Origin of the sequence: Pseudomonas sp. WAC2, assembly GCF_030403525.1 — a bacterium.
GTDB classification, from domain to species: domain Bacteria; phylum Pseudomonadota; class Gammaproteobacteria; order Pseudomonadales; family Pseudomonadaceae; genus Chryseomonas; species Chryseomonas luteola.
This window is the reverse complement of record NZ_JAUEPD010000003.1, coordinates 168,497-192,895: the sequence shown is the minus strand read 5'-3', so window position 1 is coordinate 192,895 and position 24,399 is coordinate 168,497. Positions and strand designations below refer to the sequence as shown.

The following is a 24,399-nucleotide window of genomic DNA, read 5'->3' as shown; positions in this document are numbered from 1 at the left end:
AGCCTGTTATCATTCCGGTCATGTTTTAATCCCGGAATAGGCTCATGAACCGCGAGATTCGCATTGCCACGCGTCAAAGTGCGCTTGCCCTGTGGCAGGCCGAGTATGTAAAGGCCCGCCTGGAGGCAGCCCATCCGGGGTTGCACGTCAGTCTGTTGCCGATGACCAGTCGGGGCGACAAGCTGCTCGATGCACCTCTGGCGAAGATTGGTGGTAAGGGCTTGTTCGTTAAGGAATTGGAAACGGCGTTGCTCGAAGGCGAGGCCGACATTGCTGTGCATTCCATGAAGGATGTGCCGATGGAGTTTCCCGAAGGCCTTGGGCTCTATGCCATCTGCGAGCGGGAAGATGCACGCGATGCCTTCGTTTCCAATACCTATTCCAGTCTGGCGGATCTGCCGGCCGGTAGCATTGTGGGTACTTCCAGTCTGCGCCGTCAGGCCCAGCTGCTGGCCCAACGCCCAGACCTTGAGATCCGTTTCCTAAGGGGCAACGTCAATACGCGCCTTGCCAAGCTGGATGCAGGCGACTATCACGCCATCATTCTGGCAGCGGCCGGGCTGATCCGTCTGGGCTTTCAGGACCGCATCCGTGAATCCATCAGTGTCGAAGACAGCCTTCCGGCAGGTGGACAGGGCGCGGTAGGCATCGAGTGCCGCACGGACGATGCCGAAGTCCACGAACTCCTGAAGCCGCTCCATCATCTGGAGACCGAGCAGCGCGTCATTGCCGAGCGCGCCATGAACCGCCATCTCAACGGCGGCTGCCAAGTGCCCATTGCCTGCTATGCCATCCGCGAGGGTGAAGAACTCTGGTTGCGTGGTCTGGTGGGTCAGCCGGATGGCACCCTGCTGCTGCGTGCCGAAGCGCGGGGATCGGTCATCGACCCGTCTGCATTAGGTATCCAGGTTGCGGATGAGCTACTTGCCCAGGGCGCCGGTGACATTCTACGGGCCGTTTACGACGAGGCTGCCCAGCCATGACGGCCTGGCGGCTGCTTCTGACCCGCCCGGCCGAAGAGTGCATACCCCTGGCGGCTGCATTGGACGAGCGGGGCATTCACAGTGTCAGCCTGCCGTTACTGGCCATCGAGCCGCTGCCTGAGACACCGGAGCAGCGCACCCTCATGCTGGATCTAGACCGCTACAAGGCGGTCATCGCGGTCAGCAAGCCGGCCGCCCGGCTCGGTCTGGAGCGGCTTGACCAGTACTGGCCGCAGCCGCCCATTAACCAGACCTGGTTCGCCGTAGGCGTCGCCACGGCGGATATTCTCGAAGCCTATGGTCTTTCGGTCATCACGCCTGACCAGAGCGAAGACAGCGAGGGCATCCTGGCCTTGCCGCAGCTTGATCAAGCCTTGCAGGAGGCTGATTCCCGCGTGCTGATCCTGCGGGGCGAAGGTGGCCGGGAAACCATGGCCGACACGCTGCGTGAGCGAGGCGTGCAAGTCGACTACCTTGAGTTGTACCGGCGCGTATTGCCGGATCATCCACAAAATGCCCTAACCGAGTGCCTTGCAGCGGAACGCCTCAATGGCATCATGGTCAGCAGTGGGCAGAGTTTCGCGCACCTGCGTACCCTGGCCGGCTCCGCATGGCCGGACGTGTGTTCGGTGCCGCTGCTGGTACCCAGCGAGCGTGTGGCCGAGCAGGCCCGCGCGGCCGGTATCCAGCGTGTCATTACCTGTCATGGCGCCAGTACCGCTGCGGTACTGGCGGCGCTTGAAGAGCATCATCCTTGAATAACCGATCAAAGGAAGGACTTGTGAGCGAAACAGTCACTCCCACTGACGATGCCGTACCGGTATCTGGCGAGACCGTCAACGCGACGCCTCCACCTGCCCCGACTCCGGAAAAGCCCCGGCGTGGCAGTGCCGGGCTGGCTCTGCTGGCATTACTGGTAGGTTCTGCTGGCCTGGCGGCAGGTGGCTGGAGCCTCTGGCAGACACGGACCCTGCATGAGCAGGATCATGCCCAGCTGGCTCAGCTTGAAGATGCCCGTAGCCTGACGCGTCAGGTCGAGCAGCGTGAGCAGGCTCTGGCCGCTCAGCTGGAAAAGCTGCCCAATGCAGAAGATTTCGAAAGCCGCCGCCGGTTGATGAGCCAGCTGCAGGCCGACCAGCAGCACCTGGCCCAGCAATTCAATGAAGTGGTTGGGCAGAGCCGGCAAGTCTGGCGTCTGACCGAGGCCGAGCACCTGATGCGCATGGCCACGCTGCGCCTGACAGCGCTGCAGGATGTGCCCAGCGCGCAAAACCTGCTCCAGGCGGTCGATGAGATTCTCAAGTCGCAGAACGATCCGGGCGCCTTTGCCGTGCGCCAGCAGCTGGCGAGCAGTCAGCAGGCGCTGCGCCAGTTGCCGGATCTGGACCGCACCGGTCTGTTCGTTCGGCTGTCCGCTTTGCGAGATCAGGTACAGACGCTTGAGCCGCTGCCGCCGCGCTTTGTGCACTCCGAGGGGGACCAGCCTGGTGTCCAGGCCAGCGAGGAAAGCACGAACCGCTTCGTGCGTGCCTGGCAGCGCCTGCGCGAGCGTGTTTCCGGCTACTTCCGGATCGATTTTTCAGCGGACAAACCCATCAAGCCGCTGCTGGCTGAGGAAAGCCTGGCCCAGGTCCGCCTGGCCATGAATCTGGCTCTTGAGCAGGCTCAATGGGGCGCGCTCAATGGCAACCAGGCGGTCTACCAGCGTGCGCTGACTCAGGCGCAGGGTGTTCTAGAGGCTCACTTCAACAGTCAGAACGCTGAAAGTCGTGCCATTCGTGATGCGTTAAGCGAGTTGGCTCAGAAGCCTGTGACGCTCAACCCGCCGGATCTCAGCCCGGCGCTGTCGGCTCTTCAGGCGTATATCGCCCGCCGCCAGCAACCTGAATCGACTACTTCTGCCCAGCCTGCACCCCCGGCTGCGTCGCCTGCCCAGGAGGAGCAACTGTGAAACGATTGACCCTGCTGTTTCTATTTGCCGTACTGGTTGCCCTCGGGGTAGCCGTTATCATGGCGGATGAGCCAGGCTATGTGCTGTTCTCCTATAACAGCTTCCGTTACGAGTCGAGCTTCTGGGGGTTCCTCGCCCTGATCGTAGCGGCCGTGATCGTCCTGTACCTGTTGCGGCTGGCCTTGTCGGCCCTTGGCGTTTCGGGCCGAGTGGTCAATCCCTGGTCGCGTTACAACAAGCAGCGCCGTGTCGCCCAGGCCGCTCATCGTGGTCAGCTGGAGCTGGCTGAAGGTGACTGGTCGTCAGCGCTCAAGCACCTGAAGACGGCAGCGGAAAGCGATGCACACCCGCTGACTCACTATTTGGGCGCTGCTCGGGCTGCCAACGAGATGGGGCAGTACGAAGAAAGCGACGCGCTTCTGCAGAAGGCCCGAGAGCGCGAGCCCCATGCCGATGTGGCCATTGGCCTGACCCAGGCTCAATTGCAGATCCATCGGGCGCAGTATTCCGAGGCGTTGACAAGCCTGGCGCCTTTGCATGCGAAGTATCCCAAGCATCCCTACGTACTCTCACTGATGCAGCGCCTGTATGTGACCACGCGTGACTGGCCAGCGCTGATCGGGCTGCTACCGGAGTTGCGCAAACAGCGGGTTCTGGGCGAATCGGAGTTAAGTGATCTTGAGCGCCGCGCCTGGTTGGCCTCGCTAGATGAGGTCACCCCTATTGGGGATGAGGCACCCACACAGGCGATAACGCGTCAGTGGCAGCAGGTGCCCAGCGCGCTGAAAAGCGACGTGGAAATCGCCCATGCCTACGCGGCTCGTTTGCATGAGCTGAACCGAGAGGATGATGCCGAGGACGTACTGCGTGCTGCCATCAAGCGTAATTACGACGACCGGTTGGTCCGCCTGTATGGCTACATCAAGAGCCGTGACCCGGCCAAACAGCTGCAGTTGGCCGAGGGCTGGCTACGCAACCGTCCAAACGACCCCGTCCTGTTGCTGACGCTGGGCCGTCTGTGTCAGACCAACCAGCTCTGGGGTAAGGCGCGGGATTATCTCGAGGCCAGCCTGAGCGCCCAGCGCACACCCGAGGCCTGCGGTGAATTGGCGCGTCTTCTGGCCCATCTGGGCGAGACGGACCGCAGCAACCAATTGCTGCTGGAAAGCACCGGCAGCCGTCCGGCTCCTCCGGCGCTGCGGGCCTGAGAGGTGTTCAGGCAGGGTCTGGTGCGGTTCTCCACGCCAGACCCTTTATCCCCCTTGAACACCTCTCATCCGCCCTGCCGTGTATAAGCTGCTTTACTTCGCTTGAAAGGCCGCAACGCTTTCACTACCGTAGCGACCTCTATTTCTTTTGGAGCCGTCCTGCTCGTGACTAGCCCGCGTTTTATTTTTTCGCTAATCGCTATTGCTTGCGCCGTGCTCATGGCCGCCGGCCTTTACCTTGAGCACGTCCTCGGCCTTGAACCCTGCCCGCTCTGTATCGTCCAGCGGATATTCTTCATCATCGCCGGCATCCTGGCGTTCATCGCGGCCCTGCATAATCCGGCTACCCGCGGCCAGCGTGTCTATGCGGCCCTGATCTTTCTGTCTTCGGCCCTGGGCGCTGCGACCGCCGGTCGGCAAGTGTGGCTGCAGACGTTACCGGCCGACCAGCTGCCTGCCTGCTTGCCCAGCCTGGATTACATGATGCAGGCCCTGCCATTCCAGGACGTTGTGCGCCTGGTTCTGCATGGCACGGCCGATTGCGCCGAAGTGAACTGGACATTGTTTGGCATGAGCGTGCCGGAGTGGAGCCTGCTGGCCTTTACCGGCTTTATTCTGCTTTCGATCTATCAGTTCTTCCGCCGCTCCCGTGGTGTCATTGTCCGATAATCGGAATGCCGTTCAGCAGGTCGCAGGGGTTGCAGTTGATCACTGAACGGCACTACTCTGCTTCGACGGTGTCCGAACAGTCTCTGGTTGGATTAACCGGGTCGAACGCCTTACGACGAAGACCGTCGGGGCTATTGTTTCGCCGCTGAGGAAGAGTTCGTCATGCTTGAACGTTGCCGAAATGCACAAGAACGTTGGGGTGGGGTGCACCAGATGATCGATCGCTGGTTGCAGGAACGTCAAAAACTGGTAACGGCATATCAAGCCCTGCAGCTAGAGCCTCAGTTGGCTCCGATGGTAAACCACAAGGGCCTTGAGCAGCTGTGCGATCTGCTCGTGGACTATGTATCGGCAGGGCACTTCGAAATCTATGAGCAACTGATGAACGAGGCAAAGGCCTTTGATGATCAGCGTGCCATGGAATTTGCCCATACCGTTTATCCACGCCTGCAGGCCTTGACCGAGGCTGCCCTGAATTTCAATGACCGTTGCGACAGTGGCGACTGTCATGAGCCGGCTCGCCTGCTGGTTGAGCTGCAGCAACTGGGCAAACTGCTCGATGAGCGCTTCGAGCTTGAAGACTGCCTGATCGAAGTGCTGCACAATTCGCATCAGTTGCAGCCAATGTCCACGCCCGGCGTGGCCGCGTCTCAACAGCCGGTCTATTGAGTGACGCGCTGATCGATGCGTATAAAAAACCCCGCCTAAGCGGGGTTTTTTGTGCCCGATGGATTAGCAGAATTCTGCCGGGTCCGGGCCCAGGCGCTTGCCTTCATCCAGAGCGGCGATCTTCTGCATGTCATCGTTGTCGAGGCTGAAGTCGAAAATATCGGCGTTTTCGCGGATACGTTCGGGGTTGGTGGATTTGGGGAAAATGATCGAGCCAAGCTCGACATGCCAGCGCAGGATGACCTGAGCAGGCGTCTTGCCATGCTTTTTCGCCAGTTCCTGGAACAACGGATGCTTGAGCAACTCGCCGCCCTGAGCCAACGGGCTCCAGGCTTCGGTCAGGATATTCTTCTGACGGTTCACTTCGCGCAGGGCATTTTGCTGCAGCAGCGGATGAACTTCGATCTGATTCACCACTGGGGTTACGCCGGTTTCCAGAATGATCTGCTCCAGATCTTCCTGGCGGAAGTTGGAGACGCCTACCGAGCGAACGCGACCCTCTTCACGCAGGCGCAGGAACGCTTTCCAGGTATCCAGAAACTTGCCAGCCTTGGGGCAGGGCCAGTGAATGAGGTAGAGGTCTACGTAGTCCAGCTTGAGCTTAGACAGGCTCTCGTCAAAGGCCTTGAGGGTTTCGTCGAAGCCCTGGCGCTCGTTCCACAGCTTGGTTGTCACGAAGAGTTCGCTGCGGTCGATGCCGGATTCAGCGATGCCTTGGCCTACGCCTTCCTCGTTGTTATAGGCAGCCGCTGTATCGATGTGGCGGTAGCCCATTTCGAGGGCTGAGCGGATCAGCTGGGGCGCTTCTTCGTTTGGGGTTTTCCAGGTACCCAGGCCGAACTGGGGAATACGGTGACCGTCATTGAGTTGAAGGCTCGGAATCGAGGACATGATTACTCCTGTGTCGAGATGAAGGGAGTCGTATATTTCCGGCGGTATCGGTGATACGACCGGGGAGGAGCCGTTTCTATCCCGGCGCGTTACGAACGGGCTCGGGAGCATGGGGCAGACGCGCCTCCAACGCCTGGGCCAGATAGCGGACAAAGACCTTGATACGGCGAGGCACGTGTCGGCGGTATGGGTAGACTGCGTAGATGTCGGCACGGGGTGCCTCGTACGCGCTCAACAGCGGCAGCAGGGCGCCCGAGGCGAGGTGCTCATGGACATCCCACCAGGAGCGCAGGATCAGCCCATGGCCGTCCAGCGCCCATTGCAGGGCAACTTCTCCATCATTGCTCGACAGGCTGCCGCTGACCTTGTGGGCGTACTCACGGCCCTCCTTATGGAAGCGCCAGATAGCGTAGTCGCTGCCATCCTGGCGCAGCACGATGCAGTTATGTGCACTCAGCTCGGAGACCTCACGGGGCGTACCGGCGCGGCTCAGATAGGCTGGAGAGGCACAGAGCAGGCGCGGATTGCCCAGCAGGCGATGGCCGACCAGGCGTGAGTCCGGCGGCTCGCCCATGCGAATACCGATATCCATGCCCTGGTCTAGCAGGCTGAGCGGCTGGCTGGTCAGCTCAAGGGATAGCTCGACATCAGGGTACTCCTGGGCGAAGCGGGACAGGACAGGGGCGAGATGGCGTCGCCCAAAGCCAAAGGTTGCGTTGATTCTGAGCTGCCCGCGCAAGGTCTGGCGTTGGTTGCCCAAGGCGCTTTCCAGTTCCTCCAACTGCTGGAGAATCGGCCGGGCGCCCTCCAGGTACAGCTCGCCTTCTGCCGTCAGGTCAAGCCGCCGCGTCGTGCGTTGTACCAGCTGAACACCCAGGCGCTGTTCCAGCTGCGTCAGGCGCTTGCTTACTGCAGGGAGTGACAGCCCCAGCTCACGCGCCACGGCGGTAAGGCTGCCCCGTGTGGCGACGCGCTGGAAAAAGCTGAGGTCATCGATGGCGGACATGCAATTCTTTTCCTGGATTCAATAATGGCTTTCTTCAAAGGCGAATTGTGTGGATCGGAGGAGTGAATAACACTGGCTGGACTGTGTATCAACTACAAGAGGATTCGCCCATGAGCACGCCCTGTTACCGGATTGCAGTCATTCCCGGCGATGGCATTGGCAAGGAAGTCATGCCTGAGGGCATTCGGGTCATGGATGCCGCTACAAAGGCATTCAACCTGACGCTGCAATGGGACTGGTTTGATTTTGCCTGTGCGGATTACTACGTGAAGCACGGCAAGATGATGCCGGACAACTGGTTCGAACGGCTCAAGGGCTACGACGCGATTTACTTTGGCGCGGTGGGCTGGCCCGAGGTGGTTCCTGATCATGTCTCCTTGTGGGAGTCGCTGCTGAAATTCCGCCGTGACTTTGATCAGTACGTGAACCTGCGCCCCTGCCGCCTGATGCCGGGCGTGAGAAGCCCGCTGGCCAACCGCAAGCCGGGTGATATCGATTTCTATGTGGTGCGCGAGAATACCGAAGGCGAATACTCCAGCATCGGCGGCAAGATGTTTGCCGGCACCGAGCGCGAAGTGGTCATGCAGGAAACGGTCATGAGCCGTATCGGGGTCGATCGCATCCTCAAGTTCGCCTTCGAGCTGGCGCAGCGGCGTCCGAAGAAACACCTGACCTCGGCTACCAAATCCAACGGCATTTCCATCACCATGCCTTACTGGGACGAGCGGGTGGAAGCCATGGCGGCAGGCTATCCAGAGGTCAAGCTCGACAAGTACCACATCGATATCCTGACGGCGAACTTTGTATTGCATCCGGATTGGTTCGATGTCGTCGTGGCAAGCAATCTGTTCGGGGACATTCTTTCCGACCTTGGCCCGGCCTGCACGGGTACGATCGGTATTGCGCCTTCGGCCAACATCAATCCGGACCGCCGCTTCCCCAGCCTGTTCGAGCCCGTCCATGGCTCGGCGCCAGACATTGCAGGCCAGGGGATTGCCAATCCCATCGGACAGATCTGGTGCGGCGCGATGATGCTGGAGCACCTGGGCCACCATGACGCCGGCGCGGCAGTACTGGCTGCCATCGAGACCGTTCTGGCAAAAGGTCCGGATAATGCACCGCTGACACGGGATATTGGCGGGACGGGAACGACCGAGGCGCTTGGCAAGGCCATTGCCGCGCAGTTCTAAAGAGTGTTCTCTGACCAATAAAAAAGCCCCGCCTAGGCGGGGCTTTTCAGTTTCGGTGTAACTTACGCCCGTCTGGGCAGCATAAAGCTGAGCAGAAAGAGCGCTGCGGCCGAGACCACGATGGAGGGGCCGGCCGGCGTGTCCTGATACCACGACAGCGACAGGCCCAGGCACACCGCAATGATCCCCAGCACACTGGCGCCGAAGGCCATCTGCTCAGGACTGCGGGCATGGCGCTGCGCGGCAGCGGCGGGAATGATGAGCAGCGACGTGATCAGCAGGACGCCGACGATTTTCATCGCGACCGCAATCACGATGGCAATGAGCAGCATCAGGGCCATGCGGATGGCCGTGACCGGCAGGCCTTCCACCTGGGCCAATTCCTCGTGGACGGTAATGGCTAGCAGGGGGCGCCAGAGCGCGGCCAGCGCGGCCAGTACGATCACGCTGCCGATCAGAATCCACCACAGATCGCTCTGGCTGACGGCAAGCAGATCCCCAAAGAGATAGCTCATCAGGTCGATCCGTACGTCCTTCATGAAGGACAGAGCCACCAGGCCTAGCGACAAGGTGCTGTGGGACATGATGCCCAGCAGCGTATCGGCGGCCAGGCCCCGGCGGCGCTGGAGCAATACCAGAAGGACAGCCAGAACGACGCAGCCAACGGTAACCGCCAGGGTCGGGCTGACATCGAGCAAAAAGCCCATTGCCACACCGAGCAGGGCTGCGTGGGAAAGGGTGTCGCCAAAATAGGCCATACGTCGCCAGACCACGAACGAGCCCAGCGGCCCGGCAACAACCGCCAATGCAAGCCCGGCGAGCAAGGCGTAAAGAAGAAAATCAGCCATGCTTGCAGTGTTCACCATGGACGTGGGGTTTCATCACGACGCCGCCATGCAGTTCATGGGCATGGTCGTGGTGATGGTGGTAGATCGCGAGGCTGCGCGCGTCCTGGCCGAACAGTTCGACAAAGGCTGGATCGCCGCTGACCTGCTCGGGATGGCCGGAGCAGCAGATGTGATGATTCAGGCAGACGACCTGATCAGTGGTGCTCATGACCAGATGCAGGTCATGGGAAACCATCAGCACACCACAGCCGTAGCGGTTGCGCAATTGGGTAATGAGCCGATAAAGCTCCGCCTGACCGCTTACGTCCACACCCTGGACCGGCTCGTCGAGCACCAGCAGCTCGGGCTTGCGTAAGAGCGCACGGGCCAGCAGCACGCGCTGCAACTCGCCTCCGGAAATGGTTTGCAAGGGGTTGTCGAGTAAGTGATCTGCACCTACCTCGGCCAGGGCGCTGGCGGCACTTGTACGGTCTACACCCGGCACGAGCCGCAGGAACCGCAGCACAGAGAGCGGGAGCGTTGCATCTACGTGCAGCTTTTGCGGCATGTAGCCAATCGTCAGGCGTGGCTGACGCCAGACGCTGCCAGTGTCCGGCTTGAGCAGACCCAGCACGGTACGCACCAGCGTCGTCTTGCCGGCCCCGTTGGGCCCGATCAGCGTGACGATTTCGCCACGCGTGAGGGTCAGGTTTACCTGATCAAGAATGTTCTGCCCGGAAAAGCGCACGCCTACGTCGGACAGTTGGATCAATGCATCGCTCATTGAGCGTCCTGGCAGGCAGAGCAGAGGCCGATGACTTCGACCGTCTGGCCTTCAACCTTGAAGCCGACCGTACCAGCACCTGCCTGAATAGCCTCATGAATGGCTGGCTGTTCAAGCTCGATCGCCACATGGCAATGGCGGCAAATCAGGAACTGACCCTGGTGGGCATGCCCTGGGTGATTGCAGCCAATAAAAGCGTTCAGGGAGGCGATGCGGTGCACCAGGCCGTTTTCGAGCAGGAAGTCCAGCGCACGATAAACGGTCGGCGGTGCAGCACGGCGGCCGTCCTGCTCGCTGAGAACCGCCAGGATGTCATAGGCCCCGAGCGGCTTGTGGCTTTGCCAGACCAGCTCCAGCACGCGGCGGCGCAGGTCGGTCAGGCGTACACCGGACTTCGTGCACAGCGATTCGGCCTCACCCAGCGCATGGGTGACGCAATGGGAATGGTCATGCGGGCGAGAAGCCAGAGGGATACTCGTCATTGAAATGAGCCGTTTATGAATAGGGACGTTATTATATTGCAAACGTACTGCTTTGAGACCCTTCCGTGATCCGATCCCTGATTGCCGGCGCTCTGTTCGGCCTGACCGCTTTTGCAGCCTCGGCCCATGCCGAGGTCAACGTACTGACCAGCATCAAACCCTTGCAGCTGATTGCCGCAGCGGTGCAAGAGGGCGTCGATACGCCCGACGTCCTGCTGCCACCAGGCGCCTCCCCGCACAACTACGCCCTGCGGCCTTCCGACATACGGCGCATCCGCGAGGCGCAGCTGTTCTATTGGATAGGGCCAGACATGGAAGTCTTTCTCAAGGATGTGCTGCCCGGCCGGGACAAGCCCAGCGTCGCCATACAGGAGCTACCTGACCTGCACCTGCGGCGCTTCGTCAATTTCAGCGCCGAAGCAGAGCACGATCACGACCATGGCCATGACGAAGCTTTCGAGCACGACCATGACCATCGTCCCGGCTCCATCGATGCGCACCTGTGGCTCTCGCTGAACAACGCACGCGTGATCGCTGCCAGGATGGCGGCTGATCTTTCGGCCCGGGACAGCGCCAACGCCGACCGCTATAAGGCGAATCTGGTGGCCTTCAATCAGCGGCTCGACCGCCTCGATGGCCAGCTCAAGCAGGATCTGACGCCCTTGACTGGCAAGCCGTATTTCGTCTTCCATGAGGCCTTCGACTACCTCGAGGAAGCCTACGGCCTGTCACACCGTGGTGTATTTGCCATTAGTGGGGATGTGCAGCCGGGCGCCCGCCATGTTGCCGCAATGCGCGCCATGCTCAAGAGCGCCGGGCCCACCTGTGTCTTTACCGAGCCGCCGCTGCGCCCGCGTCTGGCCGATACGCTGAGCCAGGGCCTGCCGGTCACGCTGTCCGAACTGGATCCGCTGGGCGCTGATGCGCCAGTCAATGCCTCCGGTTATGAGACGCTGCTGACCAACCTGACGGGCAAACTGACGGATTGCCTGGGCAAAATTTAGGCAAGGCGATTTTGACTAGCTGAGTCGTTGAGGCAGGGGCTTCGTACACAGGACGAAGCCCTCGAAAAGCTTACAGCGACAGGGGGAGCCGCAGCGCAACACTCTGGCGCTGGGCGAGACGGTGCTCGAACTCGGCAGGGTCGTGGATCAGCACATCCTGACCGGCAAAGGCCTTGGCGGCAATCAGGCGGGACAGCCAGAAGCGTACACAGGCAATCCGCAGCATAACCGGCCAGAGTTCGACTTCGAGCGGCGTGAAGCGGCGCTTGGCGGCATAGGCGGCCAGTAATGAGCGGGCGCGCGGCTCGTCGAGCGAGCCGTCTTCGCGGGAGCACCAGTCATTCACCGTGATGGCGAGGTCATAGAGCATCCAGCCTGAGCAGGCATTGTAGAAGTCGATTACGCCAGCTAGGTGCGGCCCGTCGAACATCACGTTGTCGCGGAACAGGTCGGCATGCAGGTTGGCGCATGGCAGGTTGGGATTTCGCTCCTGCAGCGTGCGAATCTCATCCAGTGTGTTATGCAACATCGCCCGGGCCGATTCGGGTAGCTCGTTTGCCAGTTGTGGGCCCTGCTCCAGCATCCAGGCAAGACCCCGGTCGCTTGGGCGCTCGATGATTCGATCGCGTGTTGCCAAGTGGATGCAGGCCAGCAGCGAGCCGACTTCCTGGCAGTGATGAGGGTTCGGTGCGCGCTCATGCTTGCCCGGTAGCCGCGGCTGCAACAGGGCAGGCTTGCCCTTCAGGGTCCGTAGTCCGTCTCCCGCCTCGGTGCGCAGCGCATACGGCACTGGCAGATCGGCTTCATGCAGCACATCCAGGAGCTGGATGAAAAACGGCAGATCGGCTGCCGGACCGCGCTCGACCAGTGTCAGCACGAACTCACCGCCTTCCAGGCTGATGAAGTAGTTGGTGTTCTCGGACCCTTCGGCAATACCGCGAAAGTCGCGCAGGCGGCCAAGGCCGTAGTCTGCCAGGAAAGCTTCAAGCGTCGGGCGGTCGAGCGGGGTAAAGACGGACATGGGGTGAAGCTTTCCTCAAAGCGTCATGGACGAGAACGGCCTGCAAGCCGAAAAACGGCGGGCAGTTTACCGCCTGCTGCCGCCTGAGGAACAGCCACCCGTACCGACAGGGCCGAATAAAATCACCAGCGGAAGATTTCCCATTGGGGAATCAGCATGTCGGGCTGGTCCGAGCGGATGAAATTGCTGTCGCCATCGGCGCGCACCAGAAAATACGGCTTGCCGTGCTTGGGGGTGATCTTGATGGCATACAGAAAACCGTTCACGCGGTATTCCTGGATGGTCTTGTCGCCATCATGACGGATGGTCACGTCCGGCTCGGGCGAAGGGTCCTCCTGGGCCAGTACGGGTACGATGGGGGCAGCTAAAAGACCGATGAGTAAAAGTCTGCTGAGCACTCGCATGGTAACCTTGTCCTTTTGAATAGGTCAGAGGAAATTCTACCTCTAGGCCTCGCGAAAAGGTTGATCTCGCTCATGAGCCAAGCGCCTCTCGTCCTGGTGGACGGTTCCTCCTATCTCTACCGTGCCTTCCATGCCCTGCCGCCGTTGATGACATCGACCGGCCGGCCGACCGGCGCCGTGAAAGGCGTCCTCAACATGCTGCTGTCCCTGCGCAGACAATACCCGGACAGCCCCTTTGCCGTAGTCTTCGATGCCAAGGGCCCAACGTTCCGCGATGAACTCTTCGCCGACTACAAGGCTCATCGCCCGGCCATGCCCGATGACCTGCGCAGTCAGGTCGAGCCGCTGCACGCCTGCATTCGTGCCCTGGGCCTGCCGCTGCTCAATGTGGAGGGCGTCGAGGCGGACGATGTGATCGGCACTCTGGCCCGGAGCTGCGCAGCTGCTTCTCGTCCGGTGGTGATTTCCACAGGCGACAAGGACATGGCCCAGCTGGTCTGCGAGCATGTCACGCTGGTCAACACCATGAGCGGCAGCGTGCTGGACGTCGAGGGTGTGAAGGAGAAGTTCGGTGTGGGGCCTGAGCACATCATTGACTTCCTGGCGCTCATGGGCGACAAGATCGACAACATTCCCGGCGTACCGGGCATTGGCGAGAAGACGGCCTGTGGCCTGCTCAACGGGATTGGCGGCGGCTTGGACGCGCTGTATGCCAATTTGGACAAGGTGGCTACGCTACCGATCCGCGGCGCCAAGTCGCTGGCGTCCAAACTCGAGCAGCACCGCGATCAGGCGTATCTTTCGTATCAGCTGGCAACCATCAAGATTGATGTTCCGCTCGACGTGAAATTCGATGAACTGATGCCGGAGGAACCGCACCGCGAAGCGCTGATCGCCCTGTACAAGGAAATGGAATTCAAATCCTGGCTGGACGACCTGTTGCGGGAGGCCAAGGACAGCGGCGAGCCGCTGCCACTGGGTGAAAGCGAGCAGGCGACGCTGGAGCTCGATTACCAGACGGTCCTGACCCAGGATGAATTCGACGCCTGGCTGGAAAAGCTGAAGGCGGCCGACCTGTTTGCCCTGGACACCGAAACCAACAGCCTGGACGCTCATCAGGCGGATCTGGCTGGTATCTCGTTCGCGGTAACAGCAGGCGAGGCGGCCTATGTGCCTGTTGCGCACAATTACATGGGGGCGCCCGCCCAGCTTGACCGTGACGCCGTACTGGCTGCGCTCAAGCCGCTACTGGAAGACGAGACCAAGCTCAAGGTCATGCAGCACGGCAAGTACGACAAGAACGTCTTTGCCCGCTATGGCATTACCCTGCGCGGCATTGCCTTCGACACCATGCTCGAATCCTATGTGCTGGACGCTACCGCTACCCGTCATGACATGGACAGCCTGGCGCTCAAGTATCTGGGCCACAGCACCATCCGCTTCGAGGATATCGCTGGCAAAGGGGCCAAGCAGTTGACCTTTGACCAGATTGCCCTGGAACAGGCAGGCCCCTATGCCGCTGAAGATGCCGATGTAACTCTGCGCCTGCATCAGGCTCTGTGGCCCAAGCTTGAAGCCGTTCCGGCGCTGGCAGATGTGTTGAAAGAGATCGAGATGCCACTGGTTCCGGTACTGGCGCGTATCGAGCAGAACGGGGCCTATGTGGACCGCGACCTGCTTGGCGTGCAGAGCCGCGAGCTGGGTGAAAAGATGATCGCGTTGGAGAAAGAGGCCTACGAATTGGCCGGCCAGGAGTTCAACCTGGGCTCGCCCAAGCAGCTCGGCGAGATCCTGTTTGTGAAGCTAGGCCTGCCGGTGGTATCCAAGACCGCGTCCGGCCAGCCGTCCACGGCCGAAGCCGTGTTGCAGGAATTGGCCGACCAGGATTATCCGCTGCCCAAGGTCATCATGCAGCATCGGTCGATGAGCAAGCTCAAGAGCACCTATACCGACAAGCTGCCCCAGCAGATCAATCCGCATACCGGGCGCATCCACACCTCCTATCATCAGGCGGTGACGGCGACGGGACGGCTGTCTTCGTCTGATCCGAACCTGCAGAATATCCCGATCCGTACTGCCGAGGGCCGCCGCATCCGTCAGGCCTTTATCGCGCCCAAAGGCTATAAGCTGATGGCGGCGGACTATTCGCAGATCGAGCTGCGCATCATGGCGCACCTGGCACAGGACGAAGGCCTGCTGCATGCGTTCCAGAACGATTTGGACGTGCACCGTGCCACGGCTGCCGAAGTCATGGGCGTAAGCCTGGACGAGGTAACCCATGAGCAGCGCCGCCGCGCCAAGGCGATCAACTTCGGCTTGATCTACGGCATGAGTTCGTTTGGCCTGGCCAAGCAGATCGGCGTGGATCGTAAGGAGGCCCAGGCTTATATCGACCGGTACTTCCTGCGCTACCCCGGGGTGCTGGCCTACATGGAGCGAACCCGAGCCCAGGTCGTGGATCAGGGCTATGTGGAAACGCTGTTTGGCCGCCGTCTGTACCTGCCGGATATTCACTCCAAGAACCAGAACATCCGTCGTGGTGCCGAACGTGCGGCGATCAACGCGCCCATGCAGGGCACGGCGGCAGACATCATGAAGCGCGCCATGGTGCGTGTGGATGACTGGCTACAGCGTTCGGGTATTGATGCCCGCGTCATTTTGCAGGTACACGATGAACTGGTACTGGAAGTACGGGAAGATCTCGTCGAGACCGTACGTGAAGAACTCTGCCCATTGATGAGTGGTGCGGCTGAACTGGACGTACCGCTGCTGGTGGAAGCAGGCGTTGGCTGTAACTGGGACGAGGCGCACTAAGAGGGCAACGCAGAAGGCTCCGCTGGGGCCTTTTGCAGCGTTTTATGGCGAAATAGTGGCTAAAAGGAGCGAATTGGCCATCATCTTGAGGTTCAGGAATGAGCCTTCGAAAAAATAACAAGCGGTTATGACATTTTTTCGATGAACGGAGAACTTTTGTGAAGCCGTTCTGTCTGATTTTGTGAATGGCTTGGAGAAGCCCTTCGATGCTCCTTTGCTGTTTAGTGTTGGCAGATTAACGGACCCCGCCCTAGCGGTCCGAACTTAAACCCCGATCTTTTCCCCTCCCCAATGAAGATCGGGGTTTTTTTTTTGCGTCCGGAAAAGTGCGGCAGAGGTTTTTGCCTGAACAAGAGCGGTAGCGCTTCGATGGACATATGCTGTCAGCCTATGGCGCACCCACAATTCAGTGCGCCATGTTCCTGTGCTTATTCCACGTCGCTGGCCGCTTCGTCCTCAAGCAGCCCCAGCCATTGAGCCAATACCTTGTGGGCTTCTTCGATCCCCTGACGCTTGGGAGCTGAGAACAGCTGTACGCTGGCGTTGTCGCCCCAGCCTTTCTTGATGTCGCGCTGCACCTTGAGCAGTGCATTCTTGGCTGCGCCAAAAGCCAGCTTGTCGGCCTTGGTCAACAGAACATGGATCGGCATATGGCTTGCCTTGCCCCAGTCCAGCATCAGGAGGTCGAACTCGGTCAGTGGGTGGCGTATATCCATCAGCAAGACGATACCCACAAGGCTCTCACGGCTGCCCAGATAGGCTTCTAGGTGCTGCTGCCAGTGCTGTTTGAGCGGAATCGGGACCTTGGCATAGCCATAGCCAGGCAGGTCGACCAGACGTCGCTCCTCATCCAACTGGAAGAAGTTGAGCATCTGGGTACGGCCAGGGGTTTTGGAGGTACGGGCCAGGCTGGCATGGGTCAGGGTATTGAGTGCACTGGATTTGCCCGCGTTAGAGCGGCCGGCAAAGGCGACTTCGTAGCCAATATCCGGCGGGCACTGGTCCACCCGGGTGGCGCTAATCTGGTAGGTCGCTTGTTGGCAAAGGCCGATAATAGGGTTTTTGAACGTCATAGTAGGTCTCGATGGCGCCGCAGCGCTGCGACTCCCGCTTTCGCTCAGCGGAGCCGTCTCTATAGAATGATGCAGATTCTGTACGCATAGTATGCCTGGGGTCGAGCAGGCTGGCTTGCGTCCCGTACACAGGCGTAATGGATCGACGGATGAAAACACTGATGGTGAGCCTTTTGCTCACCCTGGGAATCAGCATGACGGCCCAGGCCGCAGGCGATGTTGCCGCCGGACAAAGCAAGTCGATGGTCTGTGGCGCCTGCCATGGTCCCGATGGTAACAGCCCTATACCCAATTTTCCCAAGATTGCCGGTCAGGGCGAGCGCTATCTGATCAAACAGCTCCACGATATCAAGAGCGGCGCCCGGCCCGTGCCTGAAATGATGGCGTTCATGCCAGGCCTGAGCGATCAGGATATAGAAGACCTGGCGGCCTATTTTGCCTCGCAGAAGCCGGTGATCGGTGCCGCTGACCCTGCGCTTGTAGCTGCTGGCGAAGCGCTTTATCGAGGCGGACGTCTGGAAACGGGTCTGCCTGCCTGTACGGGCTGTCACGCGCCGGATGGTGTCGGCAATCGCCAGGCCGGTTTTCCATTACTTTCAGGCCAGCACGCCGCTTATACCCTCAAGCAGCTGACCGCTTTTCGCGAAGGACAGCGCACCAATGATGGCGAAGCCATGATGATGCGCAGCATTGCCAGCAAGCTGTCTGACCAGGATATTTCAGCCTTGGCAACCTATATTGAAGGATTGCACTAGAGCTGTTTATGGTGCGTCCCCTTAGGTGGACGCGTTGAGAAGTTGAATCAAGCCTGAATGTCACGTTAAAAAGCGCCGCACCAGCCGTCATTTTGGTGGTTATGACCGCTACAATGGCAGACCCCGTCGCACGCTTCGATTGAAGCATGGCTTTATCCGGCGTGGCCTGCCTGCTGCGGGCTTCGCAGCATGGCCTTTCAGCCCAGGAGTAGATTAATGCGTAACCTGATTCTTACCGCTGTATTAGCCTTTTCCGGCCTGTTTGGTACGTTTGCCAACGCCCAGGAGATTGAGGCTGGCAAGCAATACACGGAAATGAGCAACCCGGTCCCAGTGGCTACACCGGGCAAGATCGAAGTGGTCGAACTGTTCTGGTATGGCTGCCCGCACTGCTATGCCTTCGAGCCGACGTTGAATGCCTGGGCCAAAAAGCTGCCTGACGATGTGAGTTTCCGTCGCGTGCCGGCCATGTTTGGTGGTGTCTGGAACGTTCATGGCCAGCTGTTCGTGACGCTGGAGGCTATGGGCGTCGAGCAGAAGGTGCATGAGGCGATTTTTGCGACCATTCATAACGGCCAACAGAAGCTGGCCACTCCTGAGGAGATGGCGGACTTTCTGGCTAATCAGGGTGTTGATCGCGAGAAATTCCTGAGCACCTACAATTCCTTCGCCGTGAAGGGACAGGTCGAGAAGGACAAGAAACTGGCAATGGCCTACCAGATCAGCGGCGTTCCGACCATGGTCGTCAACGGTAAATACCGCTTTGACCTGGGTAGCGCAGGTGGTCCGGACCAGGCCCTGCAAGTGGCTGATTTCCTGATCCAGAAGGAACGCGCCGCCAAGTAATACCCTGCCGGGCCTGCCATTCTGGCGGGCCCTTCCAGGCGGCGCTGCTGGCTGGATCTTCTATGCTGCCCAACCAGCCGGCGTAAACCTGTCGCTATTTACAACCTGTATCACACTTCTGCTGTGTACGTTAAAGGCCGGGTTATTTCGGCCGTTACTACTGCCATGAACCTTATCGAAGCGATACAACCTGTGGCGTCTGCTAAAACATGCATAACGCTTTAGATTTACCCATGCTCTTCTCCCGGGGCCTGACATGAGCCAGGACGATCTCGAACGCTGGAAAAACAAGTACCTGGAGGTCGTCGAGCGCCAGGAAGAAGTGGAGGCGCGCTGGGAAGCGCGTCTTGACTTGGTACGCCGTGGCTTGACCCGCACCAGTATCGCAGCCGAAGGCAACGACAAGGCTGTGGATGAGTGTCTCCATGATCTGCGCAATATCCTGCGCCACGAGAACATGGACGACGAGCTCTCACGCATGATCCCGCGTCTGGAAAAAACTGTACTCGAGTCGGAGCGTCGCCGTAGCGAGCGCGCCGAGCAGGCGGCCAAGGCCTTTGCGGACCTGTCTCATATGCTGATGGCGCTACCGCTGCCTCGGGATATCCGCAAGTCGCTGAAGCGCTTTGCCAAGAAGGCGGCCAATTCAGCCGAGCAGCCAGGTGATTTTCCCAAGCTGGTGATCGAGTTGAGCCGACTGCAGCGTCAGGCCCTGGAGGCTCAGGCCAATGCCCAGCCCCATAAGCCTGGTTTTCTGGAGCGGCTGCTGGGTAAGGGAAAGGAGGAGGCGCCTGTTGTTGCCAAACCCGTACCGGCCCGGCATGACGAGGCGGATGACGAAGACGACCTGGATGACGAGCCGGCTTCGAGCGCTGCCGACCTGGCAGTTGTAGCGGCACCCGCTACGCCTGAGCAAGTCGTACTGCCCGTAGCAGAGACGCCTCAGCCCTCGCCTATCACTGCGCCGATCGAGGGAGCCAGCTCTGCGGTCGAGCAGAAACCGCTTGCCGAGCCTACTGCTCAGGCTGCGCCGATTGCTGCCATCGCACCGGATGTACCCAGCGAGACGCCATCCAGCACAGTTATTGAGGCTGAGGGCGATAAGCCTGAGGTCGCTGAGCCAGCAGAAACCGTTGTTGAAACCGCTACTGTCGAAGACGAGAAGCCCGCCGAGCTAGAAGCCACAGTAGAAGAGCCGTCTCAAGTCATGGAAAGTGCTGAGGCCGAGCAGTCTAAAATGGCTACGGCTGAAGTTACGTCAGACGAGTCCCATTTTGATCTGCCACCACCGCCAGAGCCTGGATACAGCGCTATCGCTCCGCATATCGAGGCGACGCTGATTCATCTGCTGGACGAATTGCAGCTGCCGGACAGCCACAAACCGCAGGCTGAAGCCTTGCGACAGCGCATGTTCGGACGGTTGAACTGGTATGAGCTGGTGCCGTTGCTGGATGACCTGTCGGGCCTGGTGCTTTCGCTCAACGACCAGGGTCACCGCGAGTTCGAGGGCTATCTCAAGCAGCTCAATCAGCGCCTGGACAGCTTCCAGAATCACCTGCAACAGGTCAACGAAGGCCATGACGAGGCTCGTGAGCAAGAGCGCTCCTTCAGCGAAGAGCTCCGTGAGCAGGTCAGTGACTTGCAGACTCATGTGCAGGAAGCCGCTGAGCCGGATAATGTGAAAAAGGCGCTGGAAAGCCGCCTGGATGGCATGCTGACTCATATGGAGCAGTATCAGCAGCAGCGTGAGGCGCGCGAGCTGGAAATGGCCGAGCGGCTGAAAACGCTTTCGGAGCGTGTGGTCAGCATGGAGCAGGAGGCCAACAACTATCGCTCCCACGTCGAAGAGCAGCGCAAGAAAGCCCTGACCGATCCGCTGACCGGCCTGCCTAACCGTGCAGCCTGGACCGAGCGCCTGGATGCCGAAGTCTCGCTCTGGCAGCGTTACCATAACAGTCTGCTGCTGGCAGTGATCGACGTAGATCACTTCAAGCGGGTCAACGACGATTTCGGCCATCTGGCGGGAGACAAGGTGCTCAAGATCATCGGTACCCAGCTAAGCAAGAAGTTACGGCGGACCGACTTTATCGCGCGCTTCGGTGGAGAGGAATTTGTCGTCCTGTTGCCTAACACGTCCGTGGAGGAGGGCGAGCCCCTGATTCAGGCGTTACGTGCGGCCATTGAAGCCTGCCCGTTCCATTTCAAGGGCGAGCGCGTCACCATAACCTGCTCAGCCGGCCTCACGGCGTTCCAGACAGGCGAAGGCAGCAAGCAGGCTTTCGAACGTGCGGATCAGGCGCTTTACCGCGCCAAGCGCGGAGGGCGGAACCGAATCGAGCTGGCCTGACGGCCTGCCATACCCTACAAAAGTTGTCCGAGGTTCTTGCGTCATGCGTCTGCTACTGCCCTTGTTATTGCTCTTCAGCACCTTGCTCGCCGGTTGTGCCGGCGGGCTTCGCATCAATACGGATCACACGGCCAAGGATCAGGACAGCCGTGTGCAGTACATCGTGCTGCACTACACCGCATCGGACTCACAACGCTCCCTGGCCATGCTGACCCATGGCGGTGTAAGCGCCCACTACATGATTGACCGGGACGGCACGATCTACCGATTGGTCGACGAAAATCGCCGTGCCTGGCACGCCGGGGAAAGCGAGTGGGAAGGGCGGACCTGGCTCAACGCCACGTCAATCGGGATCGAGATGGTAAACCTGGGCTTCCGTGACACGCCCACAGGGCGTCAGTGGTATCCCTTCACGGAAGAGCAGATCAAGGCGCTTATCCCGCTACTCAAGGATATCCAGCAGCGCCACCACCTGGGGCCGAATGCCGTGATTGGCCATAGCGACATCGCACCGTCCCGCAAGCAGGACCCGGGCCCGATGTTCCCTTGGGCGCGTCTGGCCGCTGCCGGTATCATCAACTGGCCAACCCCGGCCACGGTCGCACAGCGGCAGGCCAGCCTGGGTGGCGTTCTCCCTCCGCCTGCGTGGTTCCAGCAGCAGTTGGCCCGTGTTGGTTATGCCGTACCGCAGACCGGCCTGCTGGATAAGGCGACCCGCGATGTGATTGCGGCCTTCCAGATGAAGTACCGCCCAGGTCGATTCGACGGTGAGCCGGATCTGCAGACGGCAGCTTTGCTGCTCAGCCTGCCAACGGGCCGTTAACCTCCCTTCGGGTTCGCGTCACGAACCTTGCCTAGCAGGCGCAGCAGCTGCGCCTGCTCATCGGCTTCAAGCGGTGCAAAGACAGCCTCCAACGCCTGCCGACGGGGTGCCTGCGCGAGCGTAAGCGCATGCCGGCCCGCATCAGTTAGGTGCACCAGGACCGCCCGGCGGTCATCCGGGTGGGGCTCACGGCGAACCAGTCCGTCACGTTCCAGCGCATCAATGGCATCTGTCAGAGTGCGGGGCGCGTGCTTCAAATGTTCCGCAAGCACACCGGGGCGACAGGGGCCTAGCTTATCCAGAAGGCTCATGACCTTATAACGGGCAAACGAGAGCCCCGAGGCTTGCAGCGCGCTATCCAGATGCTGACGCATGCTGCGCTTGATGTCGTGCAGGGCTTCGGCAATTTCAAAAATGGTTGACATGGTGCATCACTTATCTTGAATATAGTGAGGAACCTCAATGAATGGGTCCTCTTTAATGACTGCATCATTTCATAGCCGCACGGCAGATTCCAGTACACGTCACGTTTTTCAGCGCGTCCGCCATGAACTCAAACGTCGCTGGGCCCAGGTCGTCCGCCGTGAAAGCCTGGGTGGCGATATGCTGCGCCTGACCTTTGGCGGCCCGGATCTCGCGGATTTCAACAGCCCGGCCTTCGATGACCATATCAAACTGTTTCTCCCAGCCGATGGGGCGCCTATCCGCAGCGTTCCGCTGGATAGGCTTGTGGGCCGCCATTACACGCCGCGCCGCTATGACTCTGCTACCGGTGAACTCGACATCGACTTTTACCTGCACGAAACAGGTGTAGTCACCGCGTGGGCTGCCCAGGCCCAGCCGGGCGATGAGATCGTGATTGGCGGTCCCAGAGGCTCGATGCTTCCGCCCAGCGACTTTGACTGGTATCTGCTGGCTGGTGACGAAACGGCCCTGCCGGCCATGGCACGCCGTCTTGAGGAGCTGCCCGCCGACAAGACAGCTATTGCGCTGGTAGAGGTAGCCCGACCAGGCGGCGAAATCCCCTTGCCGAGTCAGGCGGCCGTGACGCTGATCTGGGTCTACCGTGAGACGACGAGTGATTCGCTGGCGGACTCGCTGGCGCGATTGCAACTGCCCGCAGGTGAAGGCTACGCCTGGATCGCCAGTGAAGCCGGTGCTGCACGCGCCGCTCGGCAGGTGATGATTGAACAGCACGGACTGCCTCGCGAATGGGTCAAGGCAGCCGGCTACTGGAAGCGCGGCGAAAGCGATCAGCACGTGAAGCTTGAAGATTGAACACAATCACCTCTTCCTCAGCCCCGGCGGGCACTGATGGCCTGCCAACGCCCCGGCGCTATCAGGCCATTGCGGCGCTGCTGGCGGCCATCAGCATGACGGTTCTGGATTCGGGCATTGCCAATCTGGCGCTGCCTACCATTGCCCAGGCACTTGATGTTTCCGCCGCGCAGTCAGTCTGGATCGTCAGTGCCTATCAGCTGGCGCTGGTGGCCCTGCTGCTGCCCTTGGCAGCGTTGTCCGAGCGGATCAGTCTGCGGCGTGTATTCGGCGCCGGGGTCTGTCTGTTCAGCCTGGCGTCGCTCGGGTGTGCCCTGGCGCCGGATCTCTTCTGGCTGGTGCTGGCGCGAGCACTTCAGGGCATTGGGGCTGCTGCCATCATGTGTGTCAGCGCTGGCATCGTAAAGCTGACCTATCCCAGGCATCTGCTGGGACGGGGCATCGGTATCAATGCGCTTTGCGTTGCCCTGGGATCAGCCCTGGCACCCAGCTTGGGCGCCGGGATCCTGGCCCTGGGCGGATGGCCCTGGCTGTTTGCGATCAATCTGCCGATAGGACTGGCTGTCCTGATGCTGCTCAAGGCCTTGCCGGATAACCCACGGGCGCAGCGCCGTATCGATCCACTCAGCGCACTGCTCAATGTCGGCTTGTTCTGCGGTGCCATCGGTGGGCTTGAGCGACTGGCAGTAGAGCCCCTGCAAGGTGCTGCGCTATTGCTCGTGGCGGTCGGCTGCCTGTGGGGGTTGCTACACCGTGAGCGGGGTCAGACGGCGCCGCTGCTGCCGGTGGATCTGCTTGAACACTCAGCGTTCCGCCATGCGATCATGGCGTCTATCTGCTCGTTCGCTGCACAAATGCTGTGCTTTCTGGCTATTCCGTTTTACCTGCAGCATCAGCTGGGGCTCACACCGGTACACGTAGCCTTGCTGATGCTGTCCTGGCCGCTGACGGTGGCCGTGGCCGCTCAGGTCGCCGGGCGTCTGGCGGATCGTTACCGCCCCCAGACACTGTGCATGCTGGGTGGATTGGGTATCGCCCTGGGATTGGGAATTACCGCGGTCTGGCCGCTGGCACAAGGGCAAGGCCCACTGGTGGCTTTCATGATCATCGGCGGGCTGGGCTTCGGCTTTTTTCAGGTGCCCAACAACCGGGTCATGCTGACGTCCACGCCGTCTTCCCGGACCGGAGCGACAGGAGGCATGCAGGCGACTGCACGGCAAACTGGCATGGCCCTGGGCGCCGCCGCGCTGGCCATCTTGCTGCATCTGTGGCCGGAGGGAGCGCCTCGTCTGGGATTGGCCCTGGCTTCGGCATTGGGTCTGCTGGCGGCCTGGATCAACTGGCACGTGCCCAAGGAAGACAAGGCATGAAAAA

Annotated in this window: 24 protein-coding genes; 15 read left to right on the top strand and 9 right to left on the bottom strand. The window is 60.4% G+C overall.

The window, feature by feature from the left end; translation table 11 throughout:
• Window positions 1–44 precede the first annotated feature (44 nt).
• The 6 genes from hemC (at window position 45) to QWJ10_RS08050 (ending at window position 5,480) form a co-directional block, all read left to right on the top strand.
• Complete coding sequence (gene hemC / locus QWJ10_RS08075; protein WP_010796536.1) at window positions 45–983, top strand: hydroxymethylbilane synthase; 939 nt, start codon at window positions 45–47, stop codon at window positions 981–983.
• Complete coding sequence (locus tag QWJ10_RS08070; protein WP_289925386.1) at window positions 980–1,741, top strand: uroporphyrinogen-III synthase; 762 nt, start codon at window positions 980–982, stop codon at window positions 1,739–1,741. The genes hemC and QWJ10_RS08070 overlap by 4 nt, the downstream gene beginning before the upstream one ends.
• Window positions 1,742–1,764: 23 nt before the next feature.
• The gene (locus QWJ10_RS08065; protein ID WP_289925384.1) at window positions 1,765–2,934 is read left to right on the top strand and encodes a uroporphyrinogen-III C-methyltransferase; all 1,170 of its coding nucleotides are present in this window, start codon (window positions 1,765–1,767) and stop codon (window positions 2,932–2,934) included.
• The gene (locus QWJ10_RS08060; RefSeq protein ID WP_289925383.1) at window positions 2,931–4,142 is read left to right on the top strand and encodes a heme biosynthesis HemY N-terminal domain-containing protein; all 1,212 of its coding nucleotides are present in this window, start codon (window positions 2,931–2,933) and stop codon (window positions 4,140–4,142) included. The genes QWJ10_RS08065 and QWJ10_RS08060 overlap by 4 nt, the downstream gene beginning before the upstream one ends.
• Window positions 4,143–4,301: 159 nt before the next feature.
• A complete protein-coding gene (locus QWJ10_RS08055) occupies window positions 4,302–4,811 on the top strand; it encodes a disulfide bond formation protein B (protein ID WP_122044681.1) in 510 nt (169 codons plus the stop codon).
• Between the two features lie 162 nt (window positions 4,812–4,973).
• On the top strand, window positions 4,974–5,480 hold the full coding sequence (locus QWJ10_RS08050) for an Rsd/AlgQ family anti-sigma factor (protein ID WP_010796541.1): 507 nt from the start codon (window positions 4,974–4,976) through the stop codon (window positions 5,478–5,480).
• 63 nt (window positions 5,481–5,543) lie between these two features.
• On the opposite strand, the gene QWJ10_RS08045 is transcribed toward QWJ10_RS08050, so the two are convergent.
• Entirely contained in the window at window positions 5,544–6,371 is an 828-nt protein-coding gene (locus QWJ10_RS08045) for an aldo/keto reductase (RefSeq protein WP_289925379.1), read from the bottom strand.
• A gap of 76 nt (window positions 6,372–6,447) precedes the next feature.
• Complete coding sequence (locus QWJ10_RS08040) at window positions 6,448–7,377, bottom strand: LysR substrate-binding domain-containing protein (RefSeq protein ID WP_289925377.1); 930 nt, start codon at window positions 7,375–7,377, stop codon at window positions 6,448–6,450.
• Between the two features lie 110 nt (window positions 7,378–7,487).
• Between QWJ10_RS08040 and QWJ10_RS08035 the strand changes: the two genes are divergently transcribed.
• Window positions 7,488–8,567: a tartrate dehydrogenase gene (locus QWJ10_RS08035; RefSeq protein ID WP_289925376.1), complete on the top strand. Its 1,080-nt coding sequence runs from the start codon at window positions 7,488–7,490 to the stop codon at window positions 8,565–8,567.
• 62 nt (window positions 8,568–8,629) lie between these two features.
• On the opposite strand, the gene znuB is transcribed toward QWJ10_RS08035, so the two are convergent.
• From znuB to QWJ10_RS08020, 3 genes are read right to left on the bottom strand one after another with little or no spacing between them, the layout of a single operon-like run.
• The gene (gene znuB, locus QWJ10_RS08030; RefSeq protein ID WP_122041088.1) at window positions 8,630–9,415 is read right to left on the bottom strand and encodes a zinc ABC transporter permease subunit ZnuB; all 786 of its coding nucleotides are present in this window, start codon (window positions 9,413–9,415) and stop codon (window positions 8,630–8,632) included.
• Window positions 9,408–10,178 (bottom strand): zinc ABC transporter ATP-binding protein ZnuC, encoded by a 771-nt coding sequence (gene znuC, locus QWJ10_RS08025; protein WP_289925373.1) that lies wholly within the window; start codon window positions 10,176–10,178, stop codon window positions 9,408–9,410. The genes znuB and znuC overlap by 8 nt, the downstream gene beginning before the upstream one ends.
• Window positions 10,175–10,660, bottom strand: coding sequence for a Fur family transcriptional regulator (locus QWJ10_RS08020; RefSeq protein WP_010796547.1), 486 nt, complete (start codon window positions 10,658–10,660; stop codon window positions 10,175–10,177). Before QWJ10_RS08020 ends, znuC begins: the two co-directional genes overlap by 4 nt.
• Window positions 10,661–10,728: 68 nt before the next feature.
• Between QWJ10_RS08020 and QWJ10_RS08015 the strand changes: the two genes are divergently transcribed.
• Window positions 10,729–11,664: a zinc ABC transporter substrate-binding protein gene (locus QWJ10_RS08015; RefSeq protein ID WP_289925796.1), complete on the top strand. Its 936-nt coding sequence runs from the start codon at window positions 10,729–10,731 to the stop codon at window positions 11,662–11,664.
• Between the two features lie 70 nt (window positions 11,665–11,734).
• Here QWJ10_RS08015 and QWJ10_RS08010 read toward each other — a convergent pair whose 3' ends face one another.
• Window positions 11,735–12,685 carry a homoserine kinase gene (locus QWJ10_RS08010; RefSeq protein WP_289925370.1) on the bottom strand — a complete coding sequence of 317 codons (951 nt, stop codon included), beginning with the start codon at window positions 12,683–12,685 and terminating at the stop codon, window positions 11,735–11,737.
• Window positions 12,686–12,807: 122 nt separating this feature from the next.
• Window positions 12,808–13,089, bottom strand: a complete 282-nt coding sequence (locus QWJ10_RS08005) for a DUF2782 domain-containing protein (RefSeq protein WP_122041085.1) — start codon at window positions 13,087–13,089, stop codon at window positions 12,808–12,810.
• Window positions 13,090–13,161: 72 nt separating this feature from the next.
• Between QWJ10_RS08005 and polA the strand changes: the two genes are divergently transcribed.
• Window positions 13,162–15,903, top strand: coding sequence for a DNA polymerase I (gene polA / locus QWJ10_RS08000; RefSeq protein ID WP_289925365.1), 2,742 nt, complete (start codon window positions 13,162–13,164; stop codon window positions 15,901–15,903).
• A gap of 428 nt (window positions 15,904–16,331) precedes the next feature.
• Here polA and yihA read toward each other — a convergent pair whose 3' ends face one another.
• Window positions 16,332–16,976 (bottom strand): ribosome biogenesis GTP-binding protein YihA/YsxC, encoded by a 645-nt coding sequence (gene yihA, locus QWJ10_RS07995; RefSeq protein ID WP_074821308.1) that lies wholly within the window; start codon window positions 16,974–16,976, stop codon window positions 16,332–16,334.
• A 149-nt stretch (window positions 16,977–17,125) separates the two neighbouring features.
• On the opposite strand from yihA, the gene QWJ10_RS07990 reads away from it, so the two are divergent.
• The 4 genes from QWJ10_RS07990 (at window position 17,126) to QWJ10_RS07975 (ending at window position 21,747) form a co-directional block, all read left to right on the top strand.
• A complete protein-coding gene (locus QWJ10_RS07990; RefSeq protein WP_219651471.1) occupies window positions 17,126–17,731 on the top strand; it encodes a c-type cytochrome in 606 nt (201 codons plus the stop codon).
• A gap of 216 nt (window positions 17,732–17,947) precedes the next feature.
• Window positions 17,948–18,577, top strand: coding sequence for a thiol:disulfide interchange protein DsbA/DsbL (locus QWJ10_RS07985; protein WP_010796554.1), 630 nt, complete (start codon window positions 17,948–17,950; stop codon window positions 18,575–18,577).
• 256 nt (window positions 18,578–18,833) lie between these two features.
• A complete protein-coding gene (locus QWJ10_RS07980) occupies window positions 18,834–20,924 on the top strand; it encodes a diguanylate cyclase (RefSeq protein ID WP_289925355.1) in 2,091 nt (696 codons plus the stop codon).
• Window positions 20,925–20,967: 43 nt separating this feature from the next.
• Window positions 20,968–21,747, top strand: a complete 780-nt coding sequence (locus QWJ10_RS07975; protein ID WP_074821316.1) for an N-acetylmuramoyl-L-alanine amidase — start codon at window positions 20,968–20,970, stop codon at window positions 21,745–21,747.
• Here QWJ10_RS07975 and QWJ10_RS07970 read toward each other — a convergent pair.
• Complete coding sequence (locus QWJ10_RS07970) at window positions 21,744–22,172, bottom strand: MarR family transcriptional regulator (RefSeq protein WP_074821319.1); 429 nt, start codon at window positions 22,170–22,172, stop codon at window positions 21,744–21,746. The genes QWJ10_RS07975 and QWJ10_RS07970 overlap by 4 nt on opposite strands.
• A gap of 55 nt (window positions 22,173–22,227) precedes the next feature.
• Between QWJ10_RS07970 and QWJ10_RS07965 the strand changes: the two genes are divergently transcribed.
• Window positions 22,228–23,025 (top strand): siderophore-interacting protein, encoded by a 798-nt coding sequence (locus tag QWJ10_RS07965; protein ID WP_037029906.1) that lies wholly within the window; start codon window positions 22,228–22,230, stop codon window positions 23,023–23,025.
• Complete coding sequence (locus QWJ10_RS07960) at window positions 23,022–24,395, top strand: MFS transporter (protein WP_289925349.1); 1,374 nt, start codon at window positions 23,022–23,024, stop codon at window positions 24,393–24,395. Before QWJ10_RS07965 ends, QWJ10_RS07960 begins: the two co-directional genes overlap by 4 nt.
• Window positions 24,396–24,399: the final 4 nt, after the last annotated feature.